Source organism: Microbulbifer sp. HZ11 (assembly GCF_000708675.1).
Classification (GTDB): domain Bacteria; phylum Pseudomonadota; class Gammaproteobacteria; order Pseudomonadales; family Cellvibrionaceae; genus Microbulbifer.
The window spans coordinates 1,430,906-1,457,888 of record NZ_JELR01000002.1; the positions used below are offsets into that span (position 1 = coordinate 1,430,906).

General features: G+C 58.4%; 24 protein-coding genes. 22 read left to right on the forward strand and 2 right to left on the reverse strand.

Translation table 11 applies throughout. The annotated features are described in order from the left end of the window. Window positions 1–459 precede the first annotated feature (459 nt). The 5 genes from rpmH (at window position 460) to mnmE (ending at window position 4,634) form a co-directional block, all read left to right on the forward strand. A complete protein-coding gene (gene rpmH, locus AU11_RS13655; RefSeq protein ID WP_043319858.1) occupies window positions 460–594 on the forward strand; it encodes a 50S ribosomal protein L34 in 135 nt (44 codons plus the stop codon). 44 nt (window positions 595–638) lie between these two features. After that, window positions 639–1,154, forward strand: a complete 516-nt coding sequence (rnpA, locus tag AU11_RS13660; RefSeq protein WP_081848119.1) for a ribonuclease P protein component — start codon at window positions 639–641, stop codon at window positions 1,152–1,154. Further along, on the forward strand, window positions 1,151–1,420 hold the full coding sequence (gene yidD, locus AU11_RS18145) for a membrane protein insertion efficiency factor YidD (RefSeq protein WP_231491928.1): 270 nt from the start codon (window positions 1,151–1,153) through the stop codon (window positions 1,418–1,420). Before rnpA ends, yidD begins: the two co-directional genes overlap by 4 nt. A gap of 7 nt (window positions 1,421–1,427) precedes the next feature. Then, on the forward strand, window positions 1,428–3,098 hold the full coding sequence (gene yidC, locus AU11_RS13665) for a membrane protein insertase YidC (RefSeq protein WP_043319859.1): 1,671 nt from the start codon (window positions 1,428–1,430) through the stop codon (window positions 3,096–3,098). Between the two features lie 162 nt (window positions 3,099–3,260). Continuing rightward, on the forward strand, window positions 3,261–4,634 hold the full coding sequence (gene mnmE / locus AU11_RS13670; RefSeq protein WP_043319860.1) for a tRNA uridine-5-carboxymethylaminomethyl(34) synthesis GTPase MnmE: 1,374 nt from the start codon (window positions 3,261–3,263) through the stop codon (window positions 4,632–4,634). Window positions 4,635–4,654: 20 nt separating this feature from the next. Here the strand turns inward: mnmE and AU11_RS13675 are convergent, their stop codons facing one another. Next, complete coding sequence (locus AU11_RS13675; RefSeq protein WP_081848190.1) at window positions 4,655–5,791, reverse strand: MFS transporter; 1,137 nt, start codon at window positions 5,789–5,791, stop codon at window positions 4,655–4,657. 730 nt (window positions 5,792–6,521) lie between these two features. Here AU11_RS13675 and mnmG point away from each other — a divergent pair. From mnmG to AU11_RS13750, 15 genes are all read left to right on the forward strand, one after another. Continuing rightward, window positions 6,522–8,411: a tRNA uridine-5-carboxymethylaminomethyl(34) synthesis enzyme MnmG gene (gene mnmG, locus AU11_RS13680; protein WP_043319861.1), complete on the forward strand. Its 1,890-nt coding sequence runs from the start codon at window positions 6,522–6,524 to the stop codon at window positions 8,409–8,411. Window positions 8,412–8,415: 4 nt separating this feature from the next. Next, window positions 8,416–9,060, forward strand: coding sequence for a 16S rRNA (guanine(527)-N(7))-methyltransferase RsmG (gene rsmG, locus AU11_RS13685; RefSeq protein WP_043319862.1), 645 nt, complete (start codon window positions 8,416–8,418; stop codon window positions 9,058–9,060). Window positions 9,061–9,237: 177 nt separating this feature from the next. After that, window positions 9,238–10,059 carry a ParA family protein gene (locus tag AU11_RS13690; protein ID WP_043319863.1) on the forward strand — a complete coding sequence of 274 codons (822 nt, stop codon included), beginning with the start codon at window positions 9,238–9,240 and terminating at the stop codon, window positions 10,057–10,059. Window positions 10,060–10,077: 18 nt separating this feature from the next. Further along, window positions 10,078–10,986 carry a ParB/RepB/Spo0J family partition protein gene (locus AU11_RS13695; RefSeq protein ID WP_043319864.1) on the forward strand — a complete coding sequence of 303 codons (909 nt, stop codon included), beginning with the start codon at window positions 10,078–10,080 and terminating at the stop codon, window positions 10,984–10,986. 278 nt (window positions 10,987–11,264) lie between these two features. Continuing rightward, complete coding sequence (locus AU11_RS13700; RefSeq protein WP_043319865.1) at window positions 11,265–11,657, forward strand: ATP synthase subunit I; 393 nt, start codon at window positions 11,265–11,267, stop codon at window positions 11,655–11,657. A 119-nt stretch (window positions 11,658–11,776) separates the two neighbouring features. After that, entirely contained in the window at window positions 11,777–12,718 is a 942-nt protein-coding gene (gene atpB, locus AU11_RS13705) for a F0F1 ATP synthase subunit A (RefSeq protein WP_043319866.1), read from the forward strand. Between the two features lie 108 nt (window positions 12,719–12,826). Further along, window positions 12,827–13,075 (forward strand): F0F1 ATP synthase subunit C, encoded by a 249-nt coding sequence (gene atpE / locus AU11_RS13710; protein ID WP_010131056.1) that lies wholly within the window; start codon window positions 12,827–12,829, stop codon window positions 13,073–13,075. 54 nt (window positions 13,076–13,129) lie between these two features. Further along, window positions 13,130–13,600: a F0F1 ATP synthase subunit B gene (locus AU11_RS13715; RefSeq protein ID WP_043319867.1), complete on the forward strand. Its 471-nt coding sequence runs from the start codon at window positions 13,130–13,132 to the stop codon at window positions 13,598–13,600. An 11-nt stretch (window positions 13,601–13,611) separates the two neighbouring features. Next, entirely contained in the window at window positions 13,612–14,145 is a 534-nt protein-coding gene (locus AU11_RS13720; RefSeq protein ID WP_043319868.1) for a F0F1 ATP synthase subunit delta, read from the forward strand. Between the two features lie 51 nt (window positions 14,146–14,196). Next, the gene (gene atpA / locus AU11_RS13725; RefSeq protein WP_043319869.1) at window positions 14,197–15,741 is read left to right on the forward strand and encodes a F0F1 ATP synthase subunit alpha; all 1,545 of its coding nucleotides are present in this window, start codon (window positions 14,197–14,199) and stop codon (window positions 15,739–15,741) included. Between the two features lie 71 nt (window positions 15,742–15,812). Beyond that, entirely contained in the window at window positions 15,813–16,673 is an 861-nt protein-coding gene (gene atpG / locus AU11_RS13730; RefSeq protein ID WP_043319870.1) for a F0F1 ATP synthase subunit gamma, read from the forward strand. Window positions 16,674–16,723: 50 nt separating this feature from the next. Further along, window positions 16,724–18,121: a F0F1 ATP synthase subunit beta gene (gene atpD, locus AU11_RS13735; protein WP_043320548.1), complete on the forward strand. Its 1,398-nt coding sequence runs from the start codon at window positions 16,724–16,726 to the stop codon at window positions 18,119–18,121. A gap of 206 nt (window positions 18,122–18,327) precedes the next feature. Next, entirely contained in the window at window positions 18,328–18,747 is a 420-nt protein-coding gene (locus tag AU11_RS13740) for a F0F1 ATP synthase subunit epsilon (RefSeq protein ID WP_043319871.1), read from the forward strand. A gap of 122 nt (window positions 18,748–18,869) precedes the next feature. Then, window positions 18,870–19,901, forward strand: a complete 1,032-nt coding sequence (locus AU11_RS13745) for a patatin-like phospholipase family protein (RefSeq protein ID WP_043319872.1) — start codon at window positions 18,870–18,872, stop codon at window positions 19,899–19,901. Between the two features lie 4 nt (window positions 19,902–19,905). Further along, entirely contained in the window at window positions 19,906–21,387 is a 1,482-nt protein-coding gene (locus AU11_RS13750) for a lipopolysaccharide assembly protein LapB (RefSeq protein ID WP_043319873.1), read from the forward strand. Window positions 21,388–21,457: 70 nt separating this feature from the next. Here AU11_RS13750 and AU11_RS13755 read toward each other — a convergent pair whose 3' ends face one another. Beyond that, window positions 21,458–24,784, reverse strand: a complete 3,327-nt coding sequence (locus AU11_RS13755) for an amidohydrolase family protein (protein ID WP_043319874.1) — start codon at window positions 24,782–24,784, stop codon at window positions 21,458–21,460. Between the two features lie 296 nt (window positions 24,785–25,080). Between AU11_RS13755 and AU11_RS13760 the strand changes: the two genes are divergently transcribed. Both AU11_RS13760 and glmU read left to right on the forward strand, forming a co-directional pair. Further along, complete coding sequence (locus AU11_RS13760) at window positions 25,081–25,449, forward strand: formate/nitrite transporter family protein (protein WP_051687256.1); 369 nt, start codon at window positions 25,081–25,083, stop codon at window positions 25,447–25,449. A gap of 105 nt (window positions 25,450–25,554) precedes the next feature. Then, the gene (gene glmU / locus AU11_RS13765) at window positions 25,555–26,916 is read left to right on the forward strand and encodes a bifunctional UDP-N-acetylglucosamine diphosphorylase/glucosamine-1-phosphate N-acetyltransferase GlmU (protein ID WP_043319875.1); all 1,362 of its coding nucleotides are present in this window, start codon (window positions 25,555–25,557) and stop codon (window positions 26,914–26,916) included. Window positions 26,917–26,983: the final 67 nt, after the last annotated feature.

Below are 26,983 nucleotides of genomic sequence, written 5' to 3' on the forward strand. Positions count from 1 at the left end.
GCACGACAACACAGTTATCCACAAATGCTTGTGAATATCTTGGGGCAAACCGGTGCACTCCCGCAAATAACGCCTGAAATACAACCACTTACGAAAATGACACCAAAAACAACAGAACGGTCGCCTAAACTGCGCGAGACAATCTGCCTCCAGATAAAGAAACAGGGAGCAATACCGCACAGATCAAACACACAAACGCAGGGTATGCCCCACTGACGAATTCCCTCACCCAAGACAACGGTGATACAACGGCGGTGGCGCAGCGAATAATCGCCGCAAGCGTTGCTTTGATTGGCTTCTTTCTATACAATCCGCCGCCTTCGCAGCGCATAGCCCGCTCCGAAGTCTGTCCGCTGATTGCGAATGGACGCACCGCATACGGGCTATAGCCAAACGCGGTAAAGAATTACCCAAACTTCCCGGACATGGCTCCAGGACAACTATCCAGGTAGTAAAACGATGAAACGTACATTTCAGCCCAGCAACTTGAAGCGCGCTCGCACCCACGGCTTCCGTGCCCGTATGGCCACCAAAAACGGCCGTAAGATTCTGGCTCGTCGTCGCGCCAAAGGCCGCAAGGTTCTGTGCGCGTAAGATTGCCGCCCAGCGAGCAACCTTATACTTGCCACTGAATCACTATGCAGTGCTCACGCAGCGACTTCGCTTTCGCCAAGCCGCTGCGGCTGCTCAATGCGGCGCAGTATCGCGCCGTTTTTGATTCTGCGCCGGTCCGCGCCGCGCAACCTCAATTCCTGATCCTCGCCCGTCCTAACGAGCTGGAACATCCCAGGCTCGGCCTCGTTATTGCCAAAAAACACGTTCGCAACGCTACCGACCGCAACCGTATCAAGCGTATTGCCCGGGAAACCTTTCGCCTGCGTCAGCACGAACTGTTTCCACTGGATGCCGTTGTCCTGGCCCGTGGCGGAGCCGGTGATTTAGACAATGCCGCTCTAGGCAAAATCTTCAACAAACTGTGGCGCAAGCTTGACCAACGCGCGCGGGATCCACAGCCACAGCAGGTTAGTGGGCGAAATCGCGGTCGCGGCAAGTCCCAACGAGGAAAATCTGCCGGTAAACGGCTCGGACCAGACCCGTCCTCCAGCCAAACCTCGCCACAAACACCATCAAAACCCACGGGCAGCGACCAGTGACCTGGCTGGCCATCAAGCTCATCCATCTCTATCGACTGATCGCCAGTCCCTGGGTTGGCAACCAGTGTCGCTTCTACCCCACTTGCTCCTGTTATGCTGAAGAAGCATTAAAGACGCACGGATTCTGCAAAGGGGGTTATTTAACCCTGCGACGCCTTATAAAATGCCACCCCTGGCACCCGGGGGGGCTAGACCATGTTCCCCCCGCAAACCACGCACCCGAATCACCGGCGACCGTCGAGGCGCCGCCCAAGCAACAAGGCTAACGACATAATGGATTGGCAACGCTATACGCTGGTCGGCGGCATCGCCGCGGTCCTTCTGGCATTGATTTATCAGTGGAATGCTTACAAAGAGCAACACACCCCCGCCATTGACCAGAAAACCGTGGTGCATCACCAGAGCGCCGATACGGAAACCCTTCCCAGCAGCCAGGCCCAGTCCAGCGCAAACAGTGCAGGTAACGACCTGCCGGAAGGCGCGATGCCGGAAGTGGGCCACAGCGCCCAACCAAAACTGATTACGGTCAACACCGATACCCTGAGCCTGCTGATCGACCCCCACGGTGGCGATATCGTCAAAGTCGCGTTGCGCGAGTTTTACGAGGAAATTGACACTCCGGACCGACCCCTCATTCTCCTCAACCAGACCCGCAGTCACACCTATGTGGCAAAAAGCGGCCTGGTGGGCGGCAAGGGCAACTGTTCCGCCGGCCGCCCGGTATTTACCAGTGACGCCAGCGAATACGCTCTACAGGAAGGAAAAGACACCCTGACCGTGGACCTGAAGCAATCCCAGAACGGTATCGGCTTTACCAAGCGCTACACCTTTACTCGCGGCGACTACCTAATCAAAGTTTCCTATATGGTGGACAACGGCCGCGACAAACCGCTGCTCGCCGGCATGTGTGGCGAAATTGTACGTGACAGCCTGGAACCGCCAGTGGATATGGGCATCGGTATGTCCCCCTTCCTTGGTGCCGCGTTACACACCAGCGAGGAGAACTATTACAAACAGGATTTCGAGGACATTGCCAAAAAACCGACCGCCGAAACCATCGAAGGTGGCTGGGTGGCCATGGTGCAGCACTATTTCCTGAGCGCCTGGGTACCCAACCAGCAGGAACGCAACACCTTTAAACTGGAGCCGATCGGCAATGGCTTGTACAGCATGGGCTTTTCCAGCCCGCAGCTGCGTGTTGAACCTGGCCAACAGGGCACCGTCGAAGCTTCATTCTACGTGGGCCCGAAAGATGTCTACCGCCTCGAAGAGATATCGCCCTACCTCGACCTGACCGTGGACTACGGTTGGCTGTGGTGGCTCGCCAAACCCATGTTCCGTGTTCTGCACTGGATTCACGAACACCTGGTGGCTAACTGGGGCTGGGCCATCATTCTGCTCACCGTATTCATCAAGGCACTGCTGTACCCACTGTCCGCAGCGGGTCTCAAGTCCATGGCGCGCATGCGCAAATTTGCGCCGCAGATGAAGAAGCTGCAGGAGCAATATAAGGATAATCGCCAGAAACTGGCGGAAGAGACGATGAAGCTGTACCGCCGAGAGAAGATTAACCCGGTCGGTGGCTGCCTGCCCATTCTGCTGCAGATGCCGGTGTTTATCGGTCTCTACTGGATGCTGATGGAAACCGTGGAGCTGCGCCACGCACCATGGATTCTGTGGATTCACGATCTGTCAGTGAAAGACCCCTACTTTATTCTGCCGGTAATCATGGGTGCCACCATGTGGCTGATGCAGAAACTGCAGCCCCAGCCCACCGACCCCACCCAGGCGAAGATCATGCAGCTGATGCCGATCATGATGACCTTCTTCTTCCTGTGGTTCCCGGCTGGCCTGGTTCTGTACTGGATTGCGAACAACCTGATCTCCATCGCCCAGACCTGGTTTATCAATAAACAGGTAGAAGCGGCAGGCGCCGGCAAGTAACAGTAAGCAAATAGGTTCGAAATACCCCGGTGGCGGGAAAACACCGGGTTTCCTTCACATCCGCGTAAACTACTTCGAATCCGATGCTTCACGTTGGGCCGCACTGAGCGGCCCTTCGTACATTTGCACCAGAACAATTGAAACCCGGATAGACTCAAAAGTATGTCCCAGCAAAGCCTCAGCAAAGACACCATTGCCGCTGTCGCCACCCCACCGGGCCGCGGTGGTATCGGCGTGATTCGCCTTTCCGGCCCCAGGGCAAAAGAGATCGGTGAACAGCTGAGCAACCGCCCCTTCAAACCGCGCTTCGCCCACTACTGTGATTTCACCCACCGGGAGCTGCTGCTGGATCAAGGGTTGGCGCTGTACTTCCCCGGCCCCAACTCGTTTACCGGTGAAGATGTGGTGGAACTGCAGGGACACGGCGGGCCGGTGATTCTGGATACGCTGATGTCTGCACTGCTGGAGCTCGGCGCGCGGCAGGCGCGCCCCGGAGAGTTTTCCGAGCGCGCTTTCCTGAATGACAAGATGGATTTGGCGCAAGCCGAGGCCATCGCAGACCTGATTGACGCCGGCAGCGCCCAGGCCGCACAGAATGCCCTGCGTTCACTGCAGGGCGTTTTCTCCGAAAAAATCGAAGAATTAGCCACTAAACTAACCCATTTGCGTATCTATGTAGAAGCATCGATCGATTTTCCAGAAGAAGAAATCGATTTTCTCGCCGACGGCAAGGTTGCGGCGGATGTGGAGGCACTGCTCGCACAGCTCGACCGGGTGGAGGCCCAGGCGCGCCAGGGCACCATCATGCGGGAGGGCATGCAGGTGGCAATTGCCGGAAAACCGAACGCCGGCAAGTCCAGTCTACTCAATGCGCTGGCGGGAAAAGACACGGCAATCGTAACGGACATCGCCGGAACTACCCGGGATGTTCTGCGGGAGCATATTCATATTAACGGCATGCCCCTGCACATCGCCGACACCGCCGGCTTGCGCGAGTCCCCGGATCAGGTGGAACAGATCGGTATGCAGCGCGCCTGGGACGAAATCCGCCGCGCGGACCGTGTACTGCTGGTGGTGGATGCAGCGGAAGTACACCAGCTGGACCCGGAAAAAGTCTGGCCGGCATTCACCGGGCAACTACCGGACCCGGAAAAGCTCACTCTGGTACTGAATAAAATCGACCTTACCGACTACACCGCGGGTCTACAGGCACACAGCGATGGCGTGCCTGTCATCGCCATCAGCGCTCGCACTGGTGCGGGTATCGAGGAACTGCAGCAACACCTGAAGCAATGCATGGGCTATCAAGCGGGTAATGAAGGTACCTTCAGTGCCAGACGCCGTCACCTGGATGCTCTGGCAAGAGCACGCGCGTACATAGTAGAGGGACAGGCACAGCTGAGTGACACGGGAGCCGGTGAACTCCTGGCCGAAGATTTGCGCCAGGCGCAACAGGCATTAGGCGAGATAACCGGAGCCATGACCGCCGACGAGCTTCTGGGCAAGATCTTCGGCAGTTTCTGTATCGGTAAATAACGGCCAGGTGAGAGGCCTTCCTACTGGATTTTTCGGTTGCGCCCGGCCAGCGCACCACAGATCGCCATCACCAGCGTCAGGCAGACCCCCACCACCAGCGGCGCCTGCCAGCTTTGCCACTGTTCTTTCATGGCTCCACTCAGAGTCGGGCCGCAGGCCGCCACCAGATAACCGAGAAACTGCGCCATACCCGATAGGCTTGCCGCCTGCCCGGCACTATGGGTGCGAAACGCCATGAACATAATCGCCAGCAGGAAACAGCCGCTGGAACCAAACCCAAACAGCGCCACCCACAGCACCGCCACTCCAGGCTGATAGAGCAGGCCGAAAAGCGCAACCGTCATCAGCAATGCCATCCCCACAGCCATCAGCCGCTGGTCACCGAAACGGGCGATCACCGGCCCGAGAAACAGGCCGGGGAGCGCTGATGCCAACTGCATCTCGCCGTGCAGCGAGCCGGCAACCACCGCTGAGAAACCGGCATCGGTCAGAATCGCCGGCAGCCAGCTCGCCATGGAATAAAACATCACCGAGTTGAACCCGAGAAACAGTGTGATCTGCCAGGCAATGGAGGATCGCCACAAGGGTTTCGAGGCACGCCCGATCATTGGAGAACTCTGTGCCGCGGCGGCCGCTCCAGAGCCCCACCCCACTCGCCGCACACGCACGGCCCAGACCACAATCGCCAATAGCGGCAGCAACGCTACGGCAACCAGGCCACCCTGCCAGCCCAGCCATAAAGCCAGCGGGACCACACATACCGACACCAGCGCCCCTGCGGTCCCCATGGACACGCCGCTGACACTGGTGGCCTGCGCCACACTCTCGGGAAAATCCGCTTTTACTAGGCTCGGCAACAATACGTTACCCAGGGCAATCCCCGCCCCAATCACCGCGGTTCCGGCAAACAGCGTCGATGTGGAACCCATTGAACGCAACAATATGCCGGCAAAAATGCCGACTAGTGCAATAAAAATGGTCACCGTAAGTCCCCAGCGTCGCGCGAGGGAGGCTGCGAACAATGAACCCGCGCTGAACATCAGCAACGGCAGGGTAGTCAGTAGGCCTGCGGTGGAAGCTTCCAGACCGAGATCGGATTGAAGCGTACCGACAAGGGGCCCGACCCCGGTTACCGGCGCGCGAAGACAGGCCGCCATGAGCACCAGCCCCGCAATAAACAGGAATGGGTGAGCTTTACGAAAAGAGGTTCGAATTTCCTGCACCACTTAATTTTGGCCCGAGAACAATGGCCGAATAGAGGGGAGCGCATTCTCCAACACAGGTCTCCCCCATTCAAACCACAAGAGTTGCCCACAAAAATCCACAAGGTTATCCAGATCGACCACCTATCCAAGCTTCCCACACAGCTATTTATCCCGAAAAACCACAGACTTATGCACAAACTCAATATATGAGCGTACTAAAAATCGATCTGTGGACAAGTAGATGGGTGAGTGGGTGCCTAAGCCGGTACGAATCCGGGGACAAACTGCGAATGGCCGCGTAAGGGCGGAAGTTATCCCGTTCATCCACATCCGCCTACCATGCTTGTCCCCCCTCGCAAGCAAGGGTTTCCCCCCTGCTTATCCTAGACCTAACCTTTTGTTTTTAAAGACTTTTTTGGAGAAATACATAAAACTGCCGCCCCCTATAATTACATTAAACATAATCACGTACATATACATGAGATATGTATAACTTTAATTATGTATAGAAAAGAACACGGAAAACGAAATTTCCAAATGCCGCTTTTTTGCACAGCTCAACAGGCCTATAATGTGCGGCCAAATTTTTAGTGACTCATCGTTTACCGGCCAAACCGAGCGTTTGCCGGTCCAACCAAGCCAGTGGCGCCAATAGCACGCGCTGGCCTCAGAGCTGGACCCTATGGACTACCCCACCCAATATGATGTGATCGTGATTGGCGGCGGACATGCTGGCACCGAGGCGTGCCTGGCGGCGGCGCGCATGGGGAGCCGCACACTGCTGTTGACGCACAACATCGAGACCCTGGGGCAGATGAGCTGCAACCCAGCCATTGGCGGTATCGGTAAAAGTCACCTGGTGAAAGAGGTTGACGCCCTCGGCGGTGCCATGGCCACCGCAACGGATCTCGGCGGTATCCAGTTTCGTGTGCTGAACGCACGCAAGGGCCCGGCGGTGCGCGCCACACGCGCCCAGGCCGACCGCGCCCTGTACAAGGCGGCGATTCGCAATATTCTCGAGAACCAGCCCAATCTGGATATCTTCCAGCAGGCCGCGGACGATTTGATTGTCGAAAATGACCGCGTTTGCGGGGTAGTCACCAACGCGGGGCTGCGCTTCCTCGGCAAAACCGTGGTGATCACCGCGGGTACCTTCCTCGGCGGGCGCATTCATATCGGCCTCGACAACCATTCCGGTGGCCGCGCCGGGGATCCGCCCTCCATCGCCCTAGCCGAGCGCCTGCGCTCGCTGCCATTCCGGGTAGAGCGCCTGAAGACCGGTACCCCGCCGCGCATCGATGCCCGCTCCGTAGACTTCTCCGGGCTGGAGGAGCAGTGGGGCGACGAGCCGCTTCCGGTGATGTCCTACCTCGGCACTCGCGAACAGCACCCGCATCAGGTGTGCTGCTGGATTACCCATACCAACGAACGCACCCACGAGATCATTCACGGCGGCCTGGATCGCTCGCCCATGTATTCCGGGGTGATCGAGGGCATTGGCCCGCGCTACTGTCCGTCCATCGAGGACAAGGTGCACCGCTTTGCGGACAAGAACAGCCACCAGATCTTTATCGAGCCCGAGGGCCTGACCACCAACGAGCTCTACCCCAACGGCATCTCCACCAGCCTGCCGTTCGACGTGCAGATGAACCTGGTTCGCTCCATCAAGGGCTTCGAGAACGCGCATATCACCCGCCCGGGCTACGCCATCGAATACGACTTTTTCGATCCGCGGGATCTGCTGCCGTCGCTGGAAACCAAATTTATCGGTGGACTGTATTTTGCCGGCCAGATCAATGGCACTACCGGGTACGAAGAAGCCGCTGCCCAGGGACTGCTGGCGGGCGCCAATGCGGCCCTGCAGGCCCAGGACAAAGACGCCTGGAGCCCGCGCCGCGACGAAGCTTACCTTGGCGTATTGGTGGACGACCTGATCACCAGCGGCACCAAAGAGCCGTACCGCATGTTCACCAGCCGTGCGGAATACCGCCTGCTGCTGCGGGAAGACAATGCCGACCTGCGTCTGACCGAGAAGGGCCGCGAGCTGGGATTGGTGGACGATGTGCGCTGGCAGGCTTTTTGTGAAAAGCGCGAGGCTATCGCCCTGGAGCAGCAGCGTCTCAGAGATACTTGGATCCAGCCGGGATCCGACGCCGCCAAGAACGTGGAACAGAAGCTGCCGCAGCCACTGGCGCGGGAATACAGCCTGCTGGATCTACTCAAGCGCCCCGAACTCGAATACGCGGATGTGGCCAGTCTCAAAGGCGAGCCAGTCACCAACGATCAGGTGGCCGAACAGGTCGAGATCTCAGTCAAGTACGCCGGCTACATCGACCGCCAGCGCGATGAAATCGAGCGCCTGCAGGCCTACGAGGACACCCCGCTGCCGGTGGATTTCGATTACGCCGGCGTTTCCGGCCTCTCCAACGAGGTGATCCAGAAACTGAGTGATGCGCGCCCGGACACCCTGGCCCGCGCCGGCCGCGTGCCCGGTGTCACACCTGCGGCGGTATCCCTGCTGCTGATCCAGCTGAAAAAACGTGGTCTTCTGAACCGCAAAAAGGCGGTTTGAGGCCATGGAACAGTTTCGCACCCGGCTGCAGCAGGCGGCCGCGCAGCTCGATCTGGATCTGACCGATGCGCAGCAGGACAAGCTGCTCGCCTATCTCGATCTGTTCGCCCGCTGGAACGCCGCGTACAACCTGTCCGCAGTGCGCGATCCGGCAGAAATGCTCGAGCGTCACATCGTCGACAGCCTGAGCGTGGTGAACCTGTGCGGCACCAGTGCCGAGGATCAGTCCCCGCTGATCGATGTGGGCTCCGGCGGCGGCCTGCCGGGGATTCCCCTGGCGATCATCCACCCCGAGCGCCCCATCAGCCTGCTGGACAGTAACGGCAAGAAATCCCGCTTTCAGTTCCAGGTGGCCAGTCAGCTCAAGCTCGCCAATATCAACGTGGTGAACCAGCGGGTGGAGGCCTATGAGCCGCAGAACCTGTACGCCGGTGTAGTTTCGAGGGCGTTTGCGTCGCTGCAGGATATGGTGTCTGGCAGTGAGCACTTACTCGCACCCGGCGGCCGATTCTATGCGATGAAGGGCAAGATCCCGGAAGATGAGTTGAGTGCATTGCCAAAAGGCATTAAGGTCGAACAGCTGCACCCATTGCGTGTACCCGGGTGCGACGCCGAGCGCCATCTGATCGTCCTCCAGCGTGAGGATTGAGCCTCAGGCCATCCTTCCCCTCACCGGGATCGACGACAATATACGAATTCGATAACAGCACACCGGGCCGATGTTCGCGGGTGTGCTTTTGCTGCCGCATCTTCCGGTGACACCGGCCTAGCGGCGAGCCCGGACCGCCAGAGGAACTGCGCCACCGGGAACAACAGGATCAGAACCTTGAGCAAGATTTTTGCGGTAGCCAACCAGAAAGGCGGAGTCGGTAAAACCACCACCTGCGTCAACCTGTCTGCGTCCCTCGTCGCCAACAAGCGACGGGTGCTGCTGATCGACCTGGATCCCCAGGGCAACGCCACCATGGGCAGCGGCGTGGACAAGAGCGAGCTGCAACTCTCCAGTTACGACGTGCTCGCCAGCCTGCTGCCGCCGCGCAAGGCGATAGTGCCCACCGACAGCGGTTACGACCTGATGCCGGCCAACATCGATCTGTCTGCCGCAGAAGTCGAGCTGCTGGAAATGGACGGGCGCGAGTCGCGCCTGCGCCAGGCCCTGGAACAGATCGCCGACGATTACGACTACATCATTATCGACTGCCCGCCGTCTCTGAACATGCTTACGGTGAACGCCCTGTGTGCTGCCGGCGGCGTGCTGATTCCTATGCAGTGCGAGTACTACGCGCTGGAGGGACTGTCCTCCCTGATCGACACCATTACCCAGGTGCAGCAGGCGGCCAACCCAAGCTTAAAAATCGAAGGCATACTGCGCACCATGTACGACCCGCGCAACAGCCTCACCGGCGATGTGTCGGAGCAGTTGAACGAGTACTTTGGCGAGCGTCTGTATCGCACCTGTATCCCGCGCAACGTGCGCCTGGCGGAGGCTCCCAGCTTCGGCAAGCCTGCACTGGATTACGATCGCAGCTCCAAGGGCGCCATTGCCTATCTCGCACTCGCCGGCGAGATCACCCGTCGCGACAGTGCGGCCAAACAGAACAACAGCAATCAAAGCAGCGGACCTCGCCCGGTAGCGGAAGCGGTTTAAGACTGAGGTAATAGACTTATGGCCGGCAAACGCAAGGGCCTCGGGAAAGGACTTTCCCACCTGATCAGCAATAACGCCAGTGAAGCCATTGCCGTGGCCACCGGTGAGCGCAACGGCGATATTGTCGAGCGCGTCGACGGCGAGCTCAAGGAGCTGCCTATCGAATACCTGCAGCGCGGCCGCTACCAGCCGCGCCGCGACTTCCCGCAGGAATCGCTGCAAGAACTCGCCGACTCCATCCGCGCCCAGGGCATTATGCAGCCCATCGTGGTGCGTCCTATCGGCGAGCGCAAGTACGAGATCATCGCCGGTGAGCGCCGTTGGCGTGCGGCACAGATTGCGGAGCTCGACAAGGTCCCCGCGCTGATCCGCGAGGTGTCCGACGAAGCCGCCATCGCCATGGCGCTGATCGAGAATATCCAGCGGGAAGACCTGAACCCGGTGGAAGAAGCCATTGCCCTTAAGCGCCTGCAGGATGAGTTCGAACTCACCCAGCAGCAGGTGGCGGAAGCGGTGGGCAAGTCCCGCACCGCAGTCACCAACCTGCTGCGCCTGCTGAGCCTGACCGAGGAAGTGCGTACCTTCCTAGAGCGCGGTGATATCGAGACCGGCCACGCCAAGGCCCTGCTCGGCCTTGCCGGCGAAAGCCAGAAATCCGCCGCCCGCCAGGTGGTGGATCGCGGCCTCACCGTGCGCCAGACGGAAGCGTTGGTGCGCAGTATCCAGGAACAGGCGGGCAAGCCGAAGCCGAAAAAACCGGAAGTCGACCCGAATATTCGTCGTCTCACAGAGCGTCTCGCGGAAAAAATTGGCGTGCCGGTCGCTATCGATCACGGAGAAAAGGGCGCCGGAAAGCTGGTGCTGAAATACTCCAGTCTCGATGAGCTGGACGGTATTCTCGCGCATATGGGGTACAGTGAAGACTGACCTCCGAAATAACACACCCCGCTGGAAACGTTACTATTGCAACGTTTCTGTAAAAAATGCGCCAAAACAGTGCGACGTTTTGGCGCATTTTTTATATCTGGCAGGGGTAATTGCGAGGTGAAAGTGAGTGCTCACTATCGCCCTATCCTGTGGCGAAAGAACGCGAACGCCATACCAACTGACTAGATTTGCCAGTTGAACCGGCAGGCGGGTTCAGACATAATTCGCACGCCCAAAATTTGGGCGGAGAATTAATTCTGGCCGGACTGCTCCCGCCTATGCGTAATCCCCCGGTAGTAAAGATTTCGCTGATCCAGCTGGCAGTGATTTTGCTCGCTGCGCTGAGTCTCGAATTTGCGATCGGGCGCGTGGTTGCCCTCTCCGCCCTGCTCGGCGGCGTCCTGTGTGCGCTGCCCAATCTGTATTTTGGCCTGCGCGCCTTTGAGCTTTTGGGGCCGAATCGCGGCAAGGTTCGCGGTGCCCGCGCGAGCCAGCGCGCGGTAGGAAGTTTCTACCGCGCCGAAACCGGCAAGTTCGTAATGACCCTAGTGGGGTTTGCGGTGGTATTTGCCAGCGTCAAAACGCTGAACCCCGCGGCGCTGTTTATCAGCTACGGCTTGTGCGTGATTTTGCACTGGATTCTCGTGGCCCGACTGCATGCAACGAAGTAGCAGGGGCCGGGGAGCCTCCGATTGGATCTGCGCTGATTGAGTGAGCCGGAAAATAGACGGCCGCGCAGACGAGAGGTTCCGCGAAACAGATTTTTTATCTTAAAACGTGTTGAGGAACTATGGCTGCCGAACAAACCGCGACGGGTTATATCCAGCACCACCTGCAAAATCTGGCTTACGGTAAACTTCCCGCGGGTTACACCCGTGCCGATGGAACCGTACTCTCCGAATCCACTTGGACCATTGCGCACAGCAGTCAGGAAGCCGCCGATATGGGCTTTTGGGCCGTGCACCTGGACACCCTCGGTTGGTCCATTGGTCTCGGAATGATCTTCTGCTTCCTGTTCGCGCGCGCCGCGAAGAAAGCCACTGCCGGCGTTCCCACCGGTTTCCAGAGCTTTGTGGAAGTGATTGTCGACTTCATCGACAAGACCGTTAAAGACACCTTCCCCCACCGCAACAGCATGGTCGCCCCGATGGCGCTGACCATCTTCGTGTGGGTGTTCCTGATGAACCTGATGGACCTGGTTCCGGTGGACTGGCTGCCGATGGCGTACGCCCAGGGCGTGTCCGCGCTGACCGGTGCTGATCCCCATCACGTGTACTTCAAAGTCGTTCCCACCACCGACCTGAATGCCACCCTCGGTATGGCGCTGGCGGTGTTCGCGCTGATGATTTTCTTCAGCGTGAAAGAAAAGGGCCTGGTGGGCTTCGTCAAAGAACTGACCCTGCACCCCTTCCATTCCGGCAAGTGGTACATCGATATTTTCCTGATCCCGTTCAACTTCCTGCTGGAAGCGGTTTCCCTGATCGCCAAGCCCGTGTCTCTCGGCCTGCGTCTGTTCGGTAACCTCTACGCAGGTGAGATGATCTTTATCCTGATCGCCATCGTCTTTGGCGTTGGTGTTCTGGGCTTTATCGGCGCCGGTCTGCTGCAGATGGGCTGGGCCATTTTCCATATCCTGGTAATTACCCTGCAAGCCTTCGTATTCATGGTGTTGACCACCGTGTACATGGCCATGGCGCACGACCGGGAAGATGAACACGCGCACGACCACTAAGGTCGCGCCGCCCCCGGCCTGGCCGGGGGCAACGATTTCTGTCGGTTTACTGACTTTCTTCACTCACTTTCAACTTCAACAACTCTTAACTTACTTTTGGAGAAAACAATGGAAGCATTAGGTCTGGTTTACGTAGCTGCTGCACTGCTGATCGGTCTGGGCGCACTGGGTACTGCTATCGGTTTCGGCACCCTGGGTGGAAAACTGCTGGAAGGTTCTGCACGTCAGCCTGAACAGGCTCCGGCTCTGCAGGGCAAAATGTTCCTGATGGCTGGTCTGCTCGACGCCGTTCCGATGATCGGTGTTGGTATCGCTATGTACCTGATTTTCGCGGTAGCTCCTGGTCTGGCTGGTTAATTCCCCGTTCCAATTGCCCTTTAACCCATTTTTGAAAGAGCAAGAGGTGTCGGTGTGAATATCAACCTGACTCTGATCGGCCAGTCGATCACCTTTCTCGCCTTCGTATGGTTCTGCTGGAAGTTTGTCTGGCCGGCCCTGCTGGGTGTTATGCAAGAGCGCGAGCAAAAAATTGCGACCGGTCTGCAAGAAGCCGAGCGTGCGGAGAAAGATCTTGAGCTGGCTCAACGCAAAGCTGTCGAGCAACTGAAAGAAGCCAAAGCCCAGGCTGCGGAAATCATCGATGGCGCCAACAAGCGCGCCAATCAGATCGTTGACGAAGCCAAAGAGGCCGCGCGCAGTGAAGGCGATCGCCTGAAAGCTGCCGCCCAGGCGGAAATCGAACAGGAAGTAAACCGTGCGAAAGAACAGCTTCGCTCGCGTATTGCTGCCCTGTCTGTTGCCGGCGCCGAGAAAATTCTCTCGGTCAATATCGATGCCAAAGCGCACGATGACATGATCGAGAAACTGGCAGCCGAGCTGTAAGCGAGGAACCCATGGCGGAACTCAGCACACTGGCCCGGCCCTACGCAAAAGCGGCTTTTGCCCACGCCCAGCAGGCCTCCGACCTTTCCGGTTGGAGTCAGGCGTTGGCAACCGCAGCGGTGGTCAGCCAGAACGAAAAAATTGGCGAGCTGCTGGATAACCCGCAGCTGACCAGTGAGGTGCGTGCGGATAAATTTCTGACTGTTTGTGGCGATTTTGATGGGCCGCAACAGAATTTCATCAGATTGCTGGCGGAAAACCACCGCTTGCCGCTGTTGCCGGAAATTTCCGAACTGTTCGAAGACCTGAAGGCCCAGGCAGAAGCCACCCTCGAAGTGGAAGTCATTTCTGCCCGCCCGCTCAGCGACGAACAGTCCCAACGCCTCACCCAGGCTCTCAGCAAGAAGTTCTCCCGCGAGGTGCACCTGCACAGCGCGGTGGACGAAACCCTGCTGGGCGGCGCGATCATTCGCGCTGGCGACACGGTTATTGATGGCACCGTGCGCGGTCGACTGGCCAAACTCGCCGAGGCGATGAACTCCTAAATTATCGTCCCCTCTTCCGCACGCGGTTGAGGGGAATTCGAGGAACAGAGCATGCAGCAACTGAATCCCTCTGAGATCAGTGAAATTATCAAGAGCCGCATCGACAATCTCGATGTGAGCACCGAAGCCCAGAATGAGGGCACCATTGTTTCCGTATCCGACGGTATCATCCGCATCCACGGCCTCGCCGACGTGATGTACGGTGAGATGATCGAGTTCGAAGGCGGCGTTACCGGTATGGCACTGAACCTGGAGCGCGACTCCGTTGGTGCCATCGTTCTCGGTGACTACAAATCCCTGGCCGAAGGCCAGAAGTGCCGTTGTACCGGCCGCATCCTGGAAGCCCCGGTTGGACCAGAGCTGCTGGGTCGCGTGGTAGACGCACTGGGTAACCCAATCGACGGTAAAGGTCCGCTGAACAACAAGCTGACCGACGCAGTTGAGAAAGTAGCCCCCGGCGTAATTGCCCGTCAGTCCGTTGACCAGCCGGTACAGACCGGTCTGAAAGCGGTCGACACCATGATTCCGATCGGTCGTGGCCAGCGTGAGCTGATCATCGGCGACCGCCAGATCGGTAAGACTGCGGTTGCGATCGATGCGATCATCAACCAGAAAGGTACCGGCATTAAGTGTATCTACGTTGCCGTAGGCCAGAAGCAATCCTCTATTGCCAACGTGGTACGCAAACTGGAAGAGCACGGCGCAATGGACCACACCATCGTGGTTGCCGCCGGTGCTGCCGACCCGGCAGCGATGCAGTTCCTGGCGCCGTACGTAGGCTGCACCATGGGCGAGTACTTCCGCGACCGCGGTGAAGACGCCCTGATCATTTACGATGACCTGACCAAGCAGGCTTGGGCCTACCGTCAGATCTCCCTGCTGCTGAAGCGTCCTCCGGGCCGTGAAGCCTACCCGGGTGACGTTTTCTACCTGCACTCCCGTCTGCTGGAGCGCGCCGCGCGTGTAAACGCCGAGTACGTAGAGAAGTTCACCAACGGTGAAGTGAAAGGCAAAACCGGCTCCCTGACCGCACTGCCGATCATTGAGACCCAGGCGGGTGACGTTTCCGCATTCGTACCGACCAACGTAATCTCCATTACCGATGGTCAGATCTTCCTGGAAACCGACCTGTTCAACTCCGGTGTACGTCCAGCGATCAACCCGGGTATCTCCGTATCCCGCGTTGGTGGTTCCGCCCAGACCAAGATCATCAAGAAGCTGTCCGGTGGTATCCGTACCGCCCTGGCCCAGTACCGCGAGCTCGCGGCCTTCTCCCAGTTCGCCTCTGACCTGGACGAAGCCACCAAAGCCCAGCTGGACCACGGTGAGCGCGTAACCGAGCTGATGAAGCAGAAGCAGTACTCCCCGCTGTCTATCGCGGACATGGCTGTTTCCGTTTACGCCGCGGACAAGGGTTACCTGAACGACGTAGAAGTTAACAAAGTGCTGGACTTCGAATCCGCCCTGCTCGCTTACATGAACAGCGAACACGCAGAGCTGATGCAACAGGTAAACAGCACCGGTAACTACAACGACGAAATCGACAACGCCTTCAAGGCCGCGATCGAGAAGTTCGTCGCTACCGGTAGCTGGTAAGTACCCATGTGCAGGAGCAGGTCTGACGATTTGTTCCTGCAGGTTAACTTCCGGCAAAAAGGTAACTGACTATGGCAGGCGGAAAAGAAGTACGCACAAAAATTGCCAGCATCAAGAGCACGCAGAAAATCACCTCGGCCATGGAAATGGTTGCGGCGAGCAAGATGCGTAAGGCTCAGGATCGCATGGCACTGGGGCGCCCTTACGCAAGCCGCATTCGCGCGGTGATTGGCCACGTGGCCAACGCCAACGCGGAATACCAGCACACCTACATGCAGGAACGCGAAGTGAAGCGTGTGGGCTACATCCTGGTATCTACCGATCGCGGTCTCTGCGGTGGCTTGAACATCAACGTGTTCAAGGCAGCGATCCGCGACATGCACTCCTGGGATAAGCAGGGTGTGGGCGTGGATATCTGTGCAGTCGGCAACAAGGCGGCCAGCTTTTTCAACAACATCGGCGGCAACGTCGTAGCCGCAGTGCGCGACCTGGGCGACCAGCCTCAGGCCAAGCAGCTGATCGGCTCCGTCAAGGTGATGCTCGACAAGTTCGCCGATGGCGAAATCGACCGTCTTTTCCTGGTGTCCAACGAATTCGTGAACACCATGACCCAGAAGCCGCAGGTTGAGCAGCTGCTTCCGTTGAAAAAAGACGAAGACGAGCAACTGCAGCACGAATGGGACTATCTGTACGAGCCAGAGCCGGTCGAGCTTCTCGACGGTCTGCTGACCCGTTACATCGAATCCCAGGTGTATCAGGCGGTGGTTGAAAACAAGGCCTGTGAACAAGCGGCACGTATGATTGCGATGAAGAGCGCCACCGATAACGCCGGTGAGCTGATCGACGCACTGCAGCTGGTTTACAACAAGGCGCGCCAGGCAGCGATTACCCAAGAGCTGTCTGAGATTGTTGGCGGCGCCGCGGCGGTCTGATTCGAGTAATCAGAGCACCGCAGAAAGATTTGAACTTTGAGGATCGGGAAATGAGTAACGGGCAAATTGTGCAAGTTATCGGCGCGGTCATCGACGTGGAATTCCCGCGCGACGCCGTACCGAATGTATACGATGCACTCGTGGTTGAGGGTAAAGACCTCACCATGGAAGTGCAGCAGCAGCTGGGCGACGGCATTGTACGTGCTATCGCCATGGGTTCTTCCGAGGGTATCTCCCGCGGTCTGCCGGTAAAGAACACCGGCGCTCCAGTTTCCGTACCGGTAGGTACCGAGACCCTGGGCCGCATCATGGACGTACTGGGCAACCCAATTGACGAATGTGGTCCGATCGGTGAGAAAGAGCGCTCCTCTATCCACCGCGCGGCACCCACCTACGAAGAGCAGTCCAGCTCCACGGAACTGCTGGAGACCGGCATCAAGGTAATCGACCTGGTATGTCCGTTCGCCAAGGGTGGTAAGGTTGGCCTGTTCGGCGGTGCCGGTGTAGGTAAAACCGTAAACATGATGGAACTCATCAACAACATCGCCACCGAGCACAGCGGACTGTCTGTGTTCGCGGGTGTTGGTGAGCGTACTCGTGAAGGTAACGACTTCTACCACGAGATGCAGGAAGCCGGCGTTGTTAACGTCGAAGAGTTTTCCAAGTCCAAGGTAGCGATGGTTTACGGCCAGATGAATGAGCCGCCCGGTAACCGTCTGCGTGTAGCCCTGACCGGCCTGACCATGGCCGAGAAATTCCGTGACGAAGGTCGTGACGTACTGTTGTTCGTGGACAACATCTACCGTTACACCCTGGCCGGTACCGAAGTATCCGCACTGCTCGGCCGTATGCCGTCTGCGGTAGGTTACCAGCCGACCCTGGCGGAAGAGATGGGTGTTCTGCAGGAGCGTATTACCTCCACCAAGACCGGCTCCATCACCTCCATCCAGGCGGTATACGTACCGGCGGATGACTTGACCGACCCGTCTCCGGCGACCACCTTCGCCCACTTGGACTCCACCGTAGTACTGAGCCGTGACATCGCCGCCAAGGGTATCTACCCGGCCGTTGACCCGCTCGACTCCACTTCCCGTCAGCTGGATCCGCAGGTGATTGGTGAGGAGCACTACTCTGTCGCCCGTGGCGTACAGTCTGTACTGCAGCGCTACAAAGAGCTGAAGGACATCATCGCGATTCTGGGTATGGACGAGCTGTCTGAAGAAGACAAGCAGATCGTAGCCCGCGCGCGTAAGATCGAGCGTTACCTGTCTCAGCCGTTCCACGTTGCGGAAGTATTTACCGGTGCGCCGGGCAAATACGTTTCCCTGAAAGAAACCATCCGTGGCTTCCAGGGCATCCTGAACGGCGATTACGACCACCTGCCGGAGCAGGCCTTCTACATGGTCGGCACCATCGACGAAGCCGTCGAGAAAGCCAACAAGAAGTAAGGCACGCACGTAGATCCCCAGGTGTCTGGGGATCATGGCTCGCTCAAAATCGTAGCGAGCGGCTGGCTGGCGGTGGCCGCCGGAGCGCAGGCAGCGGAGTGTATATAAATACATGAGCAGCCGAGCACCGCCGGACGCCATCAGGCAGGCGTACAGTAGATTTTGTGCGATGCCACAAGGCAAACAAATGAGATTGAGGTAGCCTTATGGCTATGACAGTACATTGCGACATCGTTAGCGCAGAGGAATCCCTCTTCTCGGGTCTGGTGAAGATGGTGATTGTCAGCGGCGTCGAAGGGGAACTCGGTATCTCCTACGGTCACGCACAGCTGCTCACCGCCCTCAAGCCCGGCCCGGTTCGCATCATCAAAGACAATGGTGATGAAGAGGTGCTGTTCCTGAGCGGCGGCTATGCCGAAATCCAGCCGAACATGGTGACCATCCTCGCCGATCTCGCCGAGCGCGAAATCGACGAAGATGCAGCCAAAAAGGCCCGCGAAGAGGCGGAACACGCCCTGCGCAGCGCCCCGGCGGATATCGACTATGCCCGTATCTCCGCGCAACTTGCCGAAGCCGAAGCTCGTCTGCGCACCATGCAGGCGATTCGCCGCGCCGCTGGCAAGTAACCTACTTTCTGTAGGAGCCTGTATATTACAGGCAATCAAAAAAAGCAGCTTCGGCTGCTTTTTTTGTGCCCGTGTGTTTTGCTTAGGACATCTCGACCCATCAGAAACAGGAAATCGAATTCGTGAATGCCCCACAACCCGTTATCGGATTGGCGCTCGGCAGCGGAGCGGCCAAAGGTTTTGCACATATTGGCGTACTCAAGGTGCTGGGCGAAATGGGCATTCGCCCTGATGTGATTGCCGGTACCTCTATGGGCGCTTTTGTTGGGGCCGCCTTTGCCGCCGGCAAACTCGACAAGCTGGAAGAGTGGGTACGCCAATTGGATAACTGGAAGGTGTTCTCCCTGCTGGATATCAACTGGACCCTGAGCGGCGGTGTGATTGGTGGTATCAAACCATTCCGCACCTTCTTCGAGGGATTCGATTTCGACAACATCGAAGATTTGCCGGTTCCCTTCACCGCTGTCGCCACCGATTTACACAGTGGTCAGGAAATCTGGTTACAGCAGGGTAACCTTCAGGACGCGGTCAGTGCCTCCTGTTCCATACCAGGGCTGCTATCACCAAAGGCACTGTCTGGCCGCTGGCTGGTGGACGGTGCGGTGGTCAACCCGGTGCCAGTCGACGTTTGCCGCGCCATGGGCGCCACTCGCGTAATCGCCATAGATGTGATGGAAGATGGCGCCCCGCTGCTGAATCGGGAGCACCGGGAGGTGGCGAGCATCGTGAGTGAGAAATCCACGGTGGAAGACATGCCCTCTCTGCAGCAGGAGCGCGCAGAAATGTCTCATCCGGAGGCTGGTGATGATGAGGATAAGGCACTCGCGGAGGCTGAGCAGAGCAACCCATCCAACGGACTGGCGAGACTACTGGAACAGGGTAAAGAGCAGCTGACCCAGTTTCGAGAGCTGCGCAAGCGCCCGAAAATCGCACCGCCAGGTATGTTCGACACCATGCACCAGGCCATGGCGATTCTCGAGCGACGCCATAAGCGCACCCGTATGATGGGTTCACCTCCGGACGTACTGGTAATGCCCAAGGTGGGTGAAGTGGGGGGCATGGAATTTTCCCGCGCGACCGAGGCCATTGAGGCCGGTGAAATAGAAGCCCGTCGTCTGCGCACCTGGATCGAAGATATGGTGGATCAGGGATAACGAAATGTACGGACACTGGCGATTGCGCACTCTGCTTCGACTGTTTGGCGCCCTGACCCTGCTTGTCAGTGTGGGCGCCAGTGCAGGGGCTTGGTACGAATACCAGTCTGAAAATTTTACCGTGTATTCCGATGTGCCCGAGCGTCGCGTCTATGAACTGATGCGAGATCTGGAGCGTTTTCGCCGTACCGCCCTGTCATTTACCGGCCAGGAAGAAACACCGGAAAACCAGAAATTACGGGTGTTCCACTTCCGCGACTCCGGCGAGTTCGAGCGGTTTACCGGGGATCGCAAGATCGCCGGTCTCTACCGGGAAACCTGGGAGGGACCGATTATCTTTTCCCGCGACGGCGGCCATGGCATTTCCGGCTCCGGATTGATCTTCCACGAATACGTCCACCATCTGATGCGCGAGCGCAGTGGCATGACCTACCCGCGCTGGTACTCCGAAGGATTCGCCGAGCTGCTGGCCAGTGCGGAACTGCATAAAAAAACCGTACTGGTCGGGGGGCTGCCGGAGTGGCGATTGAGCGCCTGGGCAGAAAATGATCCCCTGACCATCGAGCAGCTCCTGGCCCCTCCTCCGCTTGCTGCGCAAAATGGCGAAGACAATAGCCGCTACTGGAACAACTACTACGCCAGCGCCTGGCTGCTTACTCACTATTTACAGTTAGGCCACACCGCTGGCCACCCAGACTACCGGGCCGCTACTACGAGCTACCTCAAGGCGGTGGCCGCAGGTGAAAATCCTTTTGCAATCTTCGAAGAACATTTCGGGAAATCTATCGAAGTGATTGGACGGGAAATGCTCGCCTATATGCGTGATGATATTCAGCGCTACCAACTGGAGATCCCCGAGTACACCTACTCCATCCCGCGCCGCGAACTGACCGAAAACGAGCAGCTGTTTCTGCTTGCCGCCGAGGCCATGGATTTCGACAAACCACAGCTCGCCTTGGAGTATCTGAAGCGCAGCGAGCAACAGGGCCTGGGCTGGTCGGAAAACCTGACCGCCATGGCGGTGATTGAAGCGGAAAAAAAGAACTACAAACTCGGTGAAAAAGTGGTGGAGGAAATTGGCGAGCACGGCCAGATCAGCCACCTCACCGCCGCCAATCTCGCGCAATTCTATTTGCTGCGCTTGCAGGCATTGACGCTGACCCGCGAATGGGATGAGGACTTTTATGAGTCGGCGGTGAAGTACGGAAAAATCGCCGTGCAGATGGGTCCCAATTATTTGCCCGGCTATCGCACCCTGTGGACCGCATACCAACTCAAAGGTGAAAGCGAAGATGCCTTGCAGATCATGCTGAGCGCCTATCACCAGGAACCCAGTCACCTGAACCTGAACGCCACACTGGGGTTTTACCTTGCGCATCTTGAAAAGGACGCTTTGGCCCGGGAATACCTGGAGCGGGTTGTGGCCTGGAGTCACTCTGAAGATCTTCGCGCACGTGCAGAAGCGCTGCTCGAGCGACGAAAATAAAGAGGAGCGAAAATAAAAAAGCCCGCCGTTTTCACGGCGGGCTTTTTGTTGGATAAACCGATCCGAACAATCAGTGCACCCAGTGGTGCCGTTCCTGCTTCTCCTGAATCGCTTCCGCGGTCGGTGTGGGCATGGCGCTCACCGGCAAACGCTCGTGGAAGAACGCCAGTCGCTCGTCGCCTTCCACCTCGTTCATGGTGGCGGCGTCGAACACCTTGCCGTTGATCACGGTGTATTTCACCTTCTCGGACAGGCGCAGGTCCTCCAGCGGATTGCCGTCCACCACAATGATGTCCGCCAGTTTGCCCGCTTCCAGGCTGCCGATGTCCTTATCCATACCCAGGTAGCGGGCGCCATCGATGGTGCCGGCGCGGAAGGCTTCCCACGGGGTGAAACCGCCCTGTGCCATCATCCACATTTCCCAGTGGGCGCCGAGACCTTCGCGCTGGCCGTGGGCGCCAATGTGCACGGTGACGCCTTTGTCACGCAGCTGTTTTGCGTGATTGGCTACGTCCACGTGGTTGTAGTGGTGATCCGGCGCGGTGGGGCGGCGGATGGAACGCGGGTTGACGATAAAGTCCGGAGTAAAGCTGGTCAGGCGCTCGTTCTTCCACACCTCGGTGCGGTCGTACCAGTAGTACTCACCGGAGAGGCCGCCGTAAGCCACCACAAACGTAGGGGTATAACCCACGCTGGTCTGGCTCCACATCTGTTCCACGTCGGAATAGATATTGGCGATGGGCAGGGAGTGCTCCACACCGGTGTGGCCATCCACAATCATGTTCATGTTGTGCTGGTACTTACCGCCGCCTTCCGGCACCACCATGATGCCGTGCTTGCGGCCCGCTTCCAGTACCTGCTGGCGCTGCTCCCTTCTCGGCTGGTTGTAGCTCTTCACGGAAATCGCACCCATTTCCTTCAGGCGGCTCACGTGGAACTCGGCGTCCTCCAGGCTGTTGATCTTGGCCTTGTAGCCGGGGCCCTTGGCGCCGTACAGAATGGTGCCGGTGGAGAAAATACGCGGGCCATTGATGATGCCGGCCTTCTGCATTTCCGCAGCAGAGAAGATCTCGCTGCTGTCGTTGGACGGGTCGTGAATGGTGGTCACACCGAACGCCAGGCTGGAATACAGGTTCCAGTTCTGCTGCGGAATGATCTCCTCGCGGCCCTGGGCACCGTGGGCGTGGGCATCCACCAGCCCTGGCAGAACGGTCTTGCCGGTGACATCGATACGCTGGGTACCGGTGGGGATTTCCACCTCACTCTGCGCACCCACTGCCACGATGCGATTACCGCGGAACAGCACCACACCGTTTTCGATCACTTCCTGGGCGGACTCCGCATCGCGCATGGTCACCACGGTACCGCCGGTCAGCGCCACCAGTTTGTCGCTGTTGAAGAACGGCTGCTTGAAGCTGAGATCGATACCTTCGCTCACCGGCTCCGGCAATTGCTCCGGGGCGCCGGCGACAAAATCAAACGCGTCTTTCAGTTCGCGCTCATAGAGCTTCGGTCCGTGGGCCCAGCCCAGGGTCTCGCTGTCGCCGGACCAGTGCAGGTTTTCACCGGCGCGCTTGGACACCTGGGTGACTTTTACGGCGGTGGCGTTGGGACCGATGGACTCGGATTTGCCGGTGTGCATAAACGGTGCGGCAAAGGCCTTGAAGTCCTGAGTGAAGGCGACCCAGCGGCCGTCCGGGGACAGGCGGAAGGAGGTGATCTCGGCGCCGTGCAAGTGCTCGCGCTCGTCCTTGCCGTTGACATCGACGCTCTTGAACACGCGCTTGCCGCCATCGCCGTAGACATACTCGGAGAAGTAGATACGGTCGCCATCGGCGCCGAAGTGCGGCTCGTAGCCGGATTTACTGATGCGGCGCTGCCAGTCGCCGTCGGCGTCCGCCAGGTATATGCCGGGCTCAAGGGAGTATTCCGGGCTCAGCAGGTAGCCGCCGGTAAAGCGGCGGAAGGCTACGGTTTCGCCATCCGGGGAGAAGCTCGGCTCCACATACAGGCCGGGTTCATCGGTGATGGTCTTGCCGCGACCACTGCGTGCGGATACCACGCGCACCTGCCCGAGTTTCTCATCGTCCCAGGTCACGTAGGTGATCTGCTTGCCGTCCCGGGACCAGCTCGGGTAGAACTCGAAGTGCTCATCCTGGCGGGTCAGTCGGCGACGTTCACCGCTGTTCACGTCCTGAACGTAGATTTTGCCCAGGGCCTGGAAGGCGATCTGCTTGCCGTCCGGAGACTTCTGCGCCCAGCGGATCATCTTCACGTCGAACTGTTCCGGGGCTACATCCACCGGGAAGCGTACCGCATCGGCCACTTTCTTCTCGGTCTTGATATGCGCGACTATCTCGCGGGCGCCCCGCTCGAGGCTGCTGCCATCGGCGTTGATGCGCAGGAACCTGCCGCCACTCCACACGATCAGGGATTTACCGTCCGGCATCCAGTCGTAGTGCACGTAGTTGCCGTGGGAGCCAAACGTCTCCTGCAGATCCCGTTCGAGGCCGGTATAGATGGGTTTTTCCAGGCCGCTGTTCAGGTCTTTCACAAACATGGAGGTCTGGTCGTCCTGGCGGCGGATAAACGCCAGCTTTTCACCATCCGGTGACGGTACCGGGGCGATGGAACCGCCGGGGCCGGAGACAAAGGTTTCTTCCTTGCCGTCCTGCAGATCATAGCGGTTGATGGCGAAGATTTGCTGGGTGGAGTTCTTGTTGTACTCCCAGACCGTGCCCGGGGTGGTGTCGATGGCGTAATAGATGTAGCGGCCATCCGGGGAGAAAACCGCGTCGGAGATATTCTTCTGCGCGATATCGCCGCCGATGCGCGCCTTGATCTGGCGACCTTCACCACCGCCGTAGTGGTACATCCAGATTTCCCCGGCGGGGATACTGCGGCCACTCATAAAGCCCTTGCGCGCCACCAAGTGCTGGCCATCCGGGCTGAAGTTGGGGGCGTGTACCAGGTTTTCTTTCTCGGTGGTCAGTTGGCGCAGATTCTCGCCGTTGCGGTCCATGATCCAGATATTGTCAGCACCGTCGCGGTCGCTGACAAACACGATGGACTTGCCGTCGGGGCTGAAGCGCGGCTGGATGTTCCATGCGATTTCGCTGGTGATCGCAGTGGCTTCGCCGCCATTTACCGACATTTCATAGATGTCGCCCAGCATATCGAAGACGATGGTCTCGCCGTCGGGGCTGATATCCAGGTTGCTCCAGGTGGTCTCGCGGGTATCCAGGGAGATGGCCTTGAACTCGAACGGCGGCTTGTTCACATCCCATTTGTCTACTTCTTTTTTGGCTTCTTCCGCCACCGCTACCAGCGGCAGGGACATGGCGAGGCTGGCGCCGCCGATCAGGCGCGCGAGCTTGCGCATTCTGGTTTTTATCATCTGGGCTCCCTGGGTAATTGGGGTTGCGGGCGTTGAGGTCGGTCGCGCCCGGGTAGAGCGGCGCCGAATAAAAAACTACCTGCCAAATTACCGAAATATTGCCGCTTGGCAATAAAACTGCGTCGAATGGGAGAAAACTCGGGATATCCAGCAGTCGCAGGATTATCGCCTGTAAACCTCCAGGTGATATTCGCAGTAATACAGGGGTTTGGCGCGGGTCCTGACCTGGAATTGCGCTGACTAAACTGGGTTATATGGGGGCTGCAACGGCGCACACAGACAATTCGGAACCCCCAATGAGTCATTACAAGCACCGCGACCGTCCCAAGAGTGATCGCCAGATTCTCTCGGAGCAAATGGACGAGAGCCTGCAGGAATATAACCGCAATAACCGGTCACTGTTGCTCTCTTCAATCGGAGCGGGCATGGAGATTGGCTTCAGTGTGTTTCTCATCGCGGCGTTCTACAGCCACCTTCACGCCGGTATATCTCATCAGCTGATGTATCTGTTGGCAGCAATGAGCTATCCCGTGGGTTTCATGCTGGTGGTTATTGGAATGCTTGATGTACTCCAGTTTCTCGCCATCGCAACCGCCGGCAATATCATCGGCGGTTCGGTATTTGTTGGACGGGTCAAGTACAGCTCCATTCGCAATAGCCATTGAGCCGATTGGCGACCGGCCGAGTGCCTGTGCCGGGTTGCGATAAGCTGTGCAACTCGGGACAATCCGGGCCCGATCAAAAGAACTGTCACTCCTTCAGGTAATCTCATGACCATCGATGTCGTTATCCTCGCCGCCGGCAAAGGCACCCGCATGCGCTCCGATCTACCCAAAGTACTGCATCCCATCGGTGGAGTGCCCATGCTGGGGCGGGTGATCAACGCCGCGAAAGGTTTGGGGGATGTATCGATTACCGTGGTGATCGGCCACGGTGCCGAGCTGGTGCGTGAGCGATTTGCCGACAGCGGCGTGCAGTTTGTGGAGCAGACCGAACAGCTGGGCACCGGCCACGCGGTGGCCCAGGCCATACCGAATTTCCGCGAAGGCGCCACGGTGCTGGTGCTTTACGGCGACGTCCCTCTGGTAAAAACCGCAACCCTGCAGGATCTGCTACAGGCATCGGAAAATGGCCCCGCCCTGCTGTCGGTAGTGATGGATGATCCCAAGGGCTACGGCCGCATCGTGCGCGACTCGCTCAACGCGGTTCAGGCGATTGTGGAAGAAAAGGACGCCGACAACGCCATCCGCACCATCCGCGAGATCAATACCGGCATCCTCGCCGCACCGGGCAATTTGCTGGCCCAGTGGCTGCCGGAGCTCTCGAACGACAATGCCCAGGGTGAGTACTACCTTACCGATGTGATCGCGCGCTCGGTCAGCGAGAACATCGCCATTACCGGCGTGATCGCCGACGATCCCTTTGAGGTGGCCGGCGTCAACAGCCGCGCCCAACAGGCGGAACTGGAGCGCGCGCTGCAGGCGGACACTGCCAATGCGCTGATGACTGCCGGCGTCACCCTGCTGGATCCCGCTCGTATTGATGTGCGTGGCAATCTCACCTGCGGCGCTGACGTCTCCATCGATATCAACTGTATTTTCGACGGCGAAGTATCCCTCGGCGACAACGTGCAGATCGGCCCGAATTGTCTGCTGAAAAACTGCCAGCTGGCCGCGGGCACAGTGGTAGAAGCCAACTCCATTATCGAAGACGCCATCGTCGGCGAAACCTGCACCATCGGCCCCTTTGCACGCCTGCGCCCGGGCACTGAGCTGGCTAATGGTGCAAAGGTGGGCAACTTCGTCGAAACCAAAAAGGCCAGGATCGGCCTTGGCAGCAAGGTAAACCACCTCTCCTATATCGGAGATGCGGAAGTGGGCGAAGGCGTGAACATTGGCGCCGGCACAATCACCTGTAACTACGATGGCGTGAACAAGTCCAAAACCGTAATCGGCGACGGCGCCTTTATTGGCTCCAACTCTGCGCTGGTTGCCCCGGTAGAAATCGGCGCCGGCGCGACCATTGGTGCTGGCTCAACCATCACCCACGAAGTGAGTGCTGACGAACTGGCTGTAGCCCGTGGGAAGCAGCGCAATATCAGTGGTTGGCAACGGCCTACGAAAAAAAGTTAAGCCCGCAGAATGGTGCTCTGAAGCTGGCCCGGTGGCGGTGGATCACTGGGTGCGGCTTTTCAGGACC

Bases quoted from the DNA above. Each gene is read 5' to 3' on its own strand.
- AU11_RS13695 (WP_043319864.1), top strand. From the start codon at position 10,078: ATGGCCGGCAAACGCAAGGGCCTCGGGAAAGGACTTTCCCACCTGATC.
- AU11_RS13755 (WP_043319874.1), bottom strand. From the start codon at position 24,784: ATGATAAAAACCAGAATGCGCAAGCTCGCGCGCCTGATCGGCGGCGCC.
- AU11_RS13740 (WP_043319871.1), top strand. From the start codon at position 18,328: ATGGCTATGACAGTACATTGCGACATCGTTAGCGCAGAGGAATCCCTC.
- atpA (WP_043319869.1), top strand. From the start codon at position 14,197: ATGCAGCAACTGAATCCCTCTGAGATCAGTGAAATTATCAAGAGCCGC.
- rsmG (WP_043319862.1), top strand. From the start codon at position 8,416: ATGGAACAGTTTCGCACCCGGCTGCAGCAGGCGGCCGCGCAGCTCGAT.
- glmU (WP_043319875.1), top strand. From the start codon at position 25,555: ATGACCATCGATGTCGTTATCCTCGCCGCCGGCAAAGGCACCCGCATG.
- atpE (WP_010131056.1), top strand. From the start codon at position 12,827: ATGGAAGCATTAGGTCTGGTTTACGTAGCTGCTGCACTGCTGATCGGT.
- mnmG (WP_043319861.1), top strand. From the start codon at position 6,522: ATGGACTACCCCACCCAATATGATGTGATCGTGATTGGCGGCGGACAT.
- AU11_RS13675 (WP_081848190.1), bottom strand. From the start codon at position 5,791: ATGGCGGCCTGTCTTCGCGCGCCGGTAACCGGGGTCGGGCCCCTTGTC.
- atpG (WP_043319870.1), top strand. From the start codon at position 15,813: ATGGCAGGCGGAAAAGAAGTACGCACAAAAATTGCCAGCATCAAGAGC.
- rnpA (WP_081848119.1), top strand. From the start codon at position 639: ATGCAGTGCTCACGCAGCGACTTCGCTTTCGCCAAGCCGCTGCGGCTG.
- rpmH (WP_043319858.1), top strand. From the start codon at position 460: ATGAAACGTACATTTCAGCCCAGCAACTTGAAGCGCGCTCGCACCCAC.
- atpB (WP_043319866.1), top strand. From the start codon at position 11,777: ATGGCTGCCGAACAAACCGCGACGGGTTATATCCAGCACCACCTGCAA.
- AU11_RS13720 (WP_043319868.1), top strand. From the start codon at position 13,612: ATGGCGGAACTCAGCACACTGGCCCGGCCCTACGCAAAAGCGGCTTTT.
- AU11_RS13750 (WP_043319873.1), top strand. From the start codon at position 19,906: ATGTACGGACACTGGCGATTGCGCACTCTGCTTCGACTGTTTGGCGCC.
- AU11_RS13760 (WP_051687256.1), top strand. From the start codon at position 25,081: ATGAGTCATTACAAGCACCGCGACCGTCCCAAGAGTGATCGCCAGATT.
- yidC (WP_043319859.1), top strand. From the start codon at position 1,428: ATGGATTGGCAACGCTATACGCTGGTCGGCGGCATCGCCGCGGTCCTT.
- AU11_RS13700 (WP_043319865.1), top strand. From the start codon at position 11,265: ATGCGTAATCCCCCGGTAGTAAAGATTTCGCTGATCCAGCTGGCAGTG.
- atpD (WP_043320548.1), top strand. From the start codon at position 16,724: ATGAGTAACGGGCAAATTGTGCAAGTTATCGGCGCGGTCATCGACGTG.
- mnmE (WP_043319860.1), top strand. From the start codon at position 3,261: ATGTCCCAGCAAAGCCTCAGCAAAGACACCATTGCCGCTGTCGCCACC.